Raw genomic sequence first — 6,553 nt, forward strand, 5'->3', positions numbered from 1 at the left:
CGGTACTTACACCGTGAGAGCGCTCTCATGAGAGCGCTCTCACGGTGTCGGGTCCCAGGCCCGGCGAGTGCGTCGAGGAGGACGGATGAGCAGGACTCTGGTCGGCCGGACGACGTCGGTCACGGCGGTGGCCCTGGCCGCGACCCTGGTGGCCGCGTGCGGTGGCGGGGGAGGTGACTCGGGTGACGGCAAGGTGAAGCTGTCGATCGGCATCTTCTCGGACTTCGGCTACACCAACCTGATCCAGGAGTACCAGGCGGCGCACCCCGGGATCGAGGTCGAGCAGCGCACGGTCAAGATGGAGCAGCACCACACGCAGCTGGCCACGCAGCTCGCGGGTGGTCGGGGGGCTGCCGACATCGTGGCGATCGAGGAAGGCAACATCACGCAGTTCCGCCAGTCGAAGGACAAGTTCGTCAACCTCGCGGACTACGGCGCCAAGGAGCTCGAGAGCCAGTGGGCGGCCTGGAAGTGGAACCAGGGCACCACCGACAACGGTGACTTCGTGCTCGGCCTCGGCACGGACATGGGCAGCCTGGCGCTCTGCTACCGCCGCGACCTGTTCGAGGCCGCCGGCCTGCCCGCGGACCGCGAGGAGGTCGGCAAGCTCTGGCCGACCTGGGAGAAGTACCTCGAGGTCGCGGACACCTTCACGCGGAAGACGCCGGACAAGAAGTTCGTCGACGCGGCGCAGAACGTCTACAAGGCGATCCTCGACCAGACCGAGGAGGGGTACTTCGCCAAGGCCGACGACTCGTTCATCGGCGGCGAGAACGAGCAGGTCGAGCGGGCCTTCACGTTGGCGGCGAGCCTGGGTGAGAAGAAGCAGACCGGCGCGCTGGCCCCGTTCAGCCAGGACTGGAACGTCGCCCTCAAGCAGGCGTCCTTCGCCACCACCACCTGCCCCGCGTGGGCGTTGGCGCTGATCAAGGCGGGTGCCGGTGACGAGGCCGCCGGCAAGTGGGACGTGGCCGCGGCGCCCGGTGGCGGCGGCAACTGGGGCGGGTCGTTCCTGGCCGTGCCGAAGCAGGGCAAGCACCCCAAGGAGGCCTACGAGCTGGCCAAGTGGCTGACCTCGCCCGAGCAGCAGAAGCGGATCTTCAAGGAGACCGGCAATCTGCCGAGCGAGCCCGCCGCCTACCAGGACCCCGAGGTCACCGCGACGACCAACGAGTACTTCAACGCCGCGCCGGTGGGCAGGATCTTCGGCGACTCGGCGGAGAGCCTGGAGCCGACCTACCGCGGCACGAAGGACTCCAAGGTCACCCCGGTCTTCAACAACGCCCTGTCGCGCGTGGAGACGGGCAAGCAGTCCAGCGCGGACGCGTTCGCCGAGGCCGTCCGGGAAGCGCGGGACGCGGCCAAGTGACGGTCGCACCCGAACGCGCGGCGGGGCGGGGCACGACGCCCGTCCCGCCGTCGGCGCAGCGCCTGTCGTGGCGGGACAAGCTCGGCCGGCTGGACACGAAGTACACGCCGTACGTGGTCGTGGCGCCGTTCTTCGTGGTGTTCGGCGTCTTCGGCCTCTACCCGCTGCTGTACACCGCCTGGGTGTCGCTGCACGACTGGCACCTCATCGACGGCGACCAGGGCTTCACCGGCCTGGCCAACTACACCGCACTGCTGTCGGACGGCAACTTCTGGAACGCGCTGGGCAACACGGTCAGCCTGTTCGTGCTCTCCACCGTCCCGCAGCTCCTCGCGGCGCTCGGCCTGGCCGCGCTGCTCGACCGCGGGCTGCGGGGCCGGGCGTTCTGGCGGGCCGGCGTGCTGCTGCCGAACGTCATCTCGGTGGCCGCGGTGGCGCTGGTGTTCGCGCAGCTCTTCGGCCGCGACTTCGGCATCGTCAACGCCCTGCTCGGCGTGGTCGGCGTCGACCCGGTCGACTGGCGGGCGCGGACGTGGGCCTCGCACCTGGCCATCAGCTCGATGGTGATGTGGCGGTGGACCGGCTACAACGCGCTGATCTACCTGGCCGCGATGCAGTCGGTGCCCAAGGACCTGTACGAGTCCGCGATGCTCGACGGCGCGTCGCGGTGGCGGGTGTTCCGGTCGATCACCGTGCCGAGCATCCGGCCGACGATCCTGTTCACCGTCATCGTGTCGACCATCGGCGGCATGCAGTTGTTCGTCGAGCCGCAGCTGTTCGACCCGGGCGGCACGGCCACCGGCACCGGCGGTGACGACCGGCAGTTCCAGACCCTGGTGATGTACCTGTACGAGAAGGGCTTCCGGTTGTTCGACGCGGGCTACTCGTCGGCTGTCGCCTGGGTGCTGTTCCTGCTGATCCTGGTGGTGGCGGTCGTCAACTTCACGCTGGCGCGGCGCATCGCGTCGAAGGGGTGAGGCCGGTGCTCGCGGTCAAGCGCGCCAACCGGGCCGGGCCCGTCGCCTACGCGGCGCTCGTGGTGATCCTGCTCGCGTCGGTCTTCCCGCTGTACTACTCGTTCGTCATCGCGAGCAAGGACAACTCCGCGCTGGGTGACGCGGTGCCGTCGCTGGTGCCCGGCGGGAACCTGGTCGAGAACCTGACCAGGGTGTTCGACACCGTCGACTTCTGGCTGGCGATGCAGAACTCGCTGGTGGTGGCGGGCACGGTGGCGATCAGCAACGTCGTGCTGGGCACGATGGCCGGGTTCGCGTTCGCCCGGCTGCGGTTCCGCGGCGGCAACGCGCTGTTCCTGGTCGTGGTCGGGACGTCGATGGTGCCCACCCAGCTGGGTGTCATCCCGCTGTACATGCTGATGTCCGACCTCGACTGGTACGGCACGCTCCAGGCGGTGATCGTGCCCGCGCTGATCGGCGCGTTCTCGGTGTTCTGGATGCGGCAGGCGTGCGAGGAGTCCGTGCCGCACGAGCTGGTCGAGGCCGCTCGGGTGGACGGGTGCTCGGTGCTGCGCACGTTCTGGCACGTGGCGTTCCCGGCGGTGCGCCCGCAGGCCGCGGTGATGGGCATGTTCACGTTCATGACCGCGTGGAACGACTTCTTCTGGCCGCTGATCGTACTGGATCCGAACGACAGCCCCACGGTGCAGGTGGCATTGTCGACCCTGGCCAGCGGTTACTACACGGACTACTCGCTGATGCTGTCCGGCGCGTCGCTCGCGGTGCTGCCGGTGGTGGCGATCTTCCTCCTGCTGGCGAGGCAGATCGTCGGCGGGATCATGCAGGGCGCTGTGAAGGGGTGAGCTCGTAGATGACGACAACCGACCCGGACACCGAGGTCGGGCGGGACGCGCTGCTGCGCTTCCCGCCGGACTTCCTGTGGGGAGCGGCGACGGCGTCCTTCCAGATCGAGGGTGCGACCACGGAGGACGGTCGCGGCCCGTCCATCTGGGACACGTTCGCGGCCAGGCCGGGGGCGGTGCTCGGCGGCGACACCGGTGACCCGGCGTGCGACCACTACCACCGCTACCGGTCCGACGTGGGCCTGATGGCGGAGCTGGGGCTCGCGGCGTACCGGTTCTCGCTGGCGTGGCCGCGCATCCAGCCGCTCGGCTCGGGCCGGGTGGAACCGCGGGGCCTCGCGTTCTACGACCGGCTGGTGGACGAGCTGCTGGACCGGGGCATCCAGCCGGTGGCCACGCTGTACCACTGGGACCTGCCGCAGGCGCTGGAGGACCGGGGCGGCTGGCGCGACCGCGACACCGCCCACCGGTTCGCCGAGTACGCGGCCCTGGCGCACGAGCACCTGGCCGACCGCGTCAAGCTGTGGACCACGTTGAACGAGCCGTGGTGCTCGGCGTTCCTCGGCTACGCCAACGGCGTGCACGCCCCCGGGGTGGTCGACCCGAAGGCGTCGCTGGAGGCCGCGCACCACCTCATGCTCGGTCACGGCCTGGCGGTGCGGGCCATGCGCGCGCAGGCGCCGGCCGACCACCGGTTCTCCATCGTGCTGAACTTCTGCTCGGTGTGGGTGGACGACGAGGCGTCCCAGGACGCGGCCCGCCGGGTCGACGGCCTGCAGAACCGCCTGTTCCTCGACCCGCTGGGCGGGCGCGGCTACCCGCAAGACGTCGTCGAGGACACGGCGTGGCTGGGCGACTGGACGGCCGTGGTGCGCGACGGCGACCTGGACGTGATCGCCACCCCGATCGACTGGATGGGCGTGAACTACTACGCCCCGACCCGCGTCGCCGCCGCGGCCGACCCGCTGGTGGTGAGCGGCGGACCGTTCCCCGGCCTGCGGGGCGTGGAGTTCCTGCCGCCGCGCGGCGAGGTGACCGGGTTCGGCTGGGAGGTCGACGCGCGCGGGCTCACCGAGCTGCTGGAACGCCTCCAGCGCGAGGTCGGCCTGCCGCTGGTCGTCACGGAGAACGGCTCGGCGTTCCCGGACGTGGTCGAGGGCGGCGAGGTGGTGGACGAGGCGCGGACCAGGTACCTGGTCGACCACCTGCGCGCGGTGCACGAGGCCGTCACGGTGGGCGTGGACGTGCGCGGGTACTTCGCGTGGTCGCTGCTGGACAACTTCGAGTGGGCCGCGGGGTACAGCCAGCGGTTCGGCATCGTGCACGTCGACTACGACACCCAGGTGCGCACGGTGAAGCGCAGCGGTCGGACGTTGGCCGGGGTGATCCGCGCCAACGCCGTCCCGGCGACGGGGTACGACGTGGTGTGACGCCCGCGGGGGCCGTCCGGTGACGCCGGGCGGCCCCGGTCGGCTACGCGGACTCGCGCCGGACCAGCACCGTCGGCAGGACCTCGCGCCGCGCCCGGATCGTCTCACCGCGCAGCAGCCGCAGCAGGTGGGTCACCATGTGGCGCACCTGCGCGCTGGTGTCCTGCCGCACGCTGGTCAGCGACGGCGACGAGTGCGGCGCGATCATCGGGTGGTCGTCGAACCCGACCACGGCCACGTCCTGCGGCACCCGCTTGCCCGCCTCGCGCAACGCGTCCAGCGCCCCGGCCGCCATGTGGTCGGACGCCACGAACGCCGCGTCCAGGTCCGGCACCCGCGCCAGCAACGCCTCCATCGCCCGCTTGCCGCCCTCGCGGGAGAAGCCGCCGTCGGCCGTCATCAACGCCGTCGTCTCGTCGTCCGCGCCGACCGCCGTGCGCCAACCGGCCAGCCGGTCCATCGCGGAGTGCTCGTCCAGCGGGCCCGTCACCGACACGACCTTCTTGCGCCCCAACGACAGCAGGTGCTCGGTGGCCAGCAGGCCGCCGCCCTCGTTGTCGTGGTCCACGGTGTGCAGCCCGCGCAGCGACCCCCACGGCCGGCCCGCGTACACCACCGGCAGCGGCAGCTTGCGGGCCACCGTGGGGAGCTGGTCGCCCTTGTGCGGCGCGAACAACAGCGCGCCGTCCACGTGCCCGCCCGCCATGAACCGCTCGGCGCGCGCCTGGTCCTGCGGCGAGTGCACCAGCATCAGCACCATCTGCACGTCCGCGTCGGCCAGCGACCGCGCCGCCGCCCGGATCAGCCACGCGAAGTGCGGGTCGTCGAAGATCTTCGGCTCGGGTTCGGAGAACACCACCGCCACCGCGCCGGAGCGCCTGGTCACGAGCGCCCGCGCGGCCTGGTTCGGCTGGTAGCCCAACTCCATCACCGCCGCCGTCACCGCCTCGTGCGCCTCCGGGCTCACCCTGGGCGAGGCGTTGAGCACCCGCGACGCCGTCGCACGGGAGACGCCGGCCTTCGCCGCCACGTCCTCCAACGTGGGCCGCGCGGCAGAGTGCGATTGAACCGACACGAGCACCACTCCTCGACGATCGCCTACGAACCCAGCTTAGCTGGAGGCGACCTGCCGGGAAGCGCTCTCAGGACGACCCGCGGCGGTGATCCGCGGCCCGCCGACGGCGACCGAGACCCGCAGCAACCCGTTCTCGCGGCGCAGCGAGGTCGGCAGCCCGGCGCGGGCCGCGGTGCGGACCAGACCGGTCTCGGCGGGCAGGCACCAGCCCACCAGCTCCCGCCGCCCGGCCGCCCGTGCCGCACCGGCCAGCGCGCCGAGCAGCGCGGTGCCCACGCCACGGCCCTGCCACCCGTCCTCCACCAGCAACGACACCTCCGCGCTGTCCGGAGTGGACATGGGGATGAGCTGCCCCATCGCAACCACCCGGTCCGCGCACTGGGCCACCACGGTGGTGCCGCGCGGCGGGCTGAGCAGCCGGTGCAGCCACCGCCGGGGCACCGTCCGCACGCCCGCGTGGTAGCGGGTGAACAGGGTGCCCATCGAGCACCGGGAGTGCAGCTCGGCCACCGCGTCCTCGTCGCCCGCGCTCCCCGGCCGCAGCACCAGCGCCATGCCGTCGTCGGTCACCAGCGCGGTCGACGGGGGCGTCGTCACGCCGTCGGCGGCCAGCAGGTCGATCAGCGCCTGCCCGCGGGCCAGCTCGACCTCGGTGAACGGCGCCCACCCGCGGCGGGCCAGCACGACCAGCCCTCGCCCGGCGGACAGCGCCGCGTTGTACTGCGCCGCCGACTCCGCCGCGACCTCGCGGGTGCGTTCGGGGTCGTTGTCGGGCAGCGCGACCACCGAGTCGGCGGCCAGCACGGGGCGCAGCGCCTCGCACACGGCGGCGGGGTCGCGCAGGGCGTGGGTGGCGGCGC

At 72.0% G+C, this 6,553-nt stretch carries 6 protein-coding genes; 4 read left to right on the forward strand and 2 right to left on the reverse strand.

The genetic code is table 11. From position 1 onward, the window contains the following. Positions 1-85 precede the first annotated feature (85 nt). The 4 genes from AB0G02_RS25270 to AB0G02_RS25285 all read left to right on the forward strand — a co-directional run bounded on the left by AB0G02_RS25270 (position 86) and on the right by AB0G02_RS25285 (position 4,618). Positions 86-1,369, forward strand: coding sequence for an extracellular solute-binding protein (locus tag AB0G02_RS25270; RefSeq protein ID WP_360798058.1), 1,284 nt, complete (start codon positions 86-88; stop codon positions 1,367-1,369). Positions 1,370-1,431: 62 nt separating this feature from the next. Further along, positions 1,432-2,346 (forward strand): sugar ABC transporter permease, encoded by a 915-nt coding sequence (locus AB0G02_RS25275; protein WP_360798069.1) that lies wholly within the window; start codon positions 1,432-1,434, stop codon positions 2,344-2,346. Between the two features lie 5 nt (positions 2,347-2,351). Next, positions 2,352-3,188 (forward strand): carbohydrate ABC transporter permease, encoded by an 837-nt coding sequence (locus AB0G02_RS25280; RefSeq protein WP_360798060.1) that lies wholly within the window; start codon positions 2,352-2,354, stop codon positions 3,186-3,188. An 8-nt stretch (positions 3,189-3,196) separates the two neighbouring features. Next, positions 3,197-4,618, forward strand: coding sequence for a GH1 family beta-glucosidase (locus AB0G02_RS25285; protein ID WP_360798062.1), 1,422 nt, complete (start codon positions 3,197-3,199; stop codon positions 4,616-4,618). A 43-nt stretch (positions 4,619-4,661) separates the two neighbouring features. Here the strand turns inward: AB0G02_RS25285 and AB0G02_RS25290 are convergent, their stop codons facing one another. Together AB0G02_RS25290 and AB0G02_RS25295 are read right to left on the reverse strand one after the other, a co-directional pair. Next, positions 4,662-5,693: a LacI family DNA-binding transcriptional regulator gene (locus AB0G02_RS25290; protein ID WP_360798064.1), complete on the reverse strand. Its 1,032-nt coding sequence runs from the start codon at positions 5,691-5,693 to the stop codon at positions 4,662-4,664. A 36-nt stretch (positions 5,694-5,729) separates the two neighbouring features. Next, on the reverse strand, positions 5,730-6,553 hold an 824-nt coding region (locus AB0G02_RS25295), incomplete at its 5' end, for a GNAT family N-acetyltransferase (RefSeq protein WP_360798067.1).

Source organism: Actinosynnema sp. NPDC023658 (assembly GCF_040639995.1).
Taxonomy (GTDB): Bacteria; Actinomycetota; Actinomycetes; order Mycobacteriales; family Pseudonocardiaceae; genus Actinosynnema.

Bases quoted from the DNA above. Each gene is read 5' to 3' on its own strand.
- AB0G02_RS25270 (WP_360798058.1), top strand. From the start codon at position 86: ATGAGCAGGACTCTGGTCGGCCGGACGACGTCGGTCACGGCGGTGGCC.
- AB0G02_RS25285 (WP_360798062.1), top strand. From the start codon at position 3,197: ATGACGACAACCGACCCGGACACCGAGGTCGGGCGGGACGCGCTGCTG.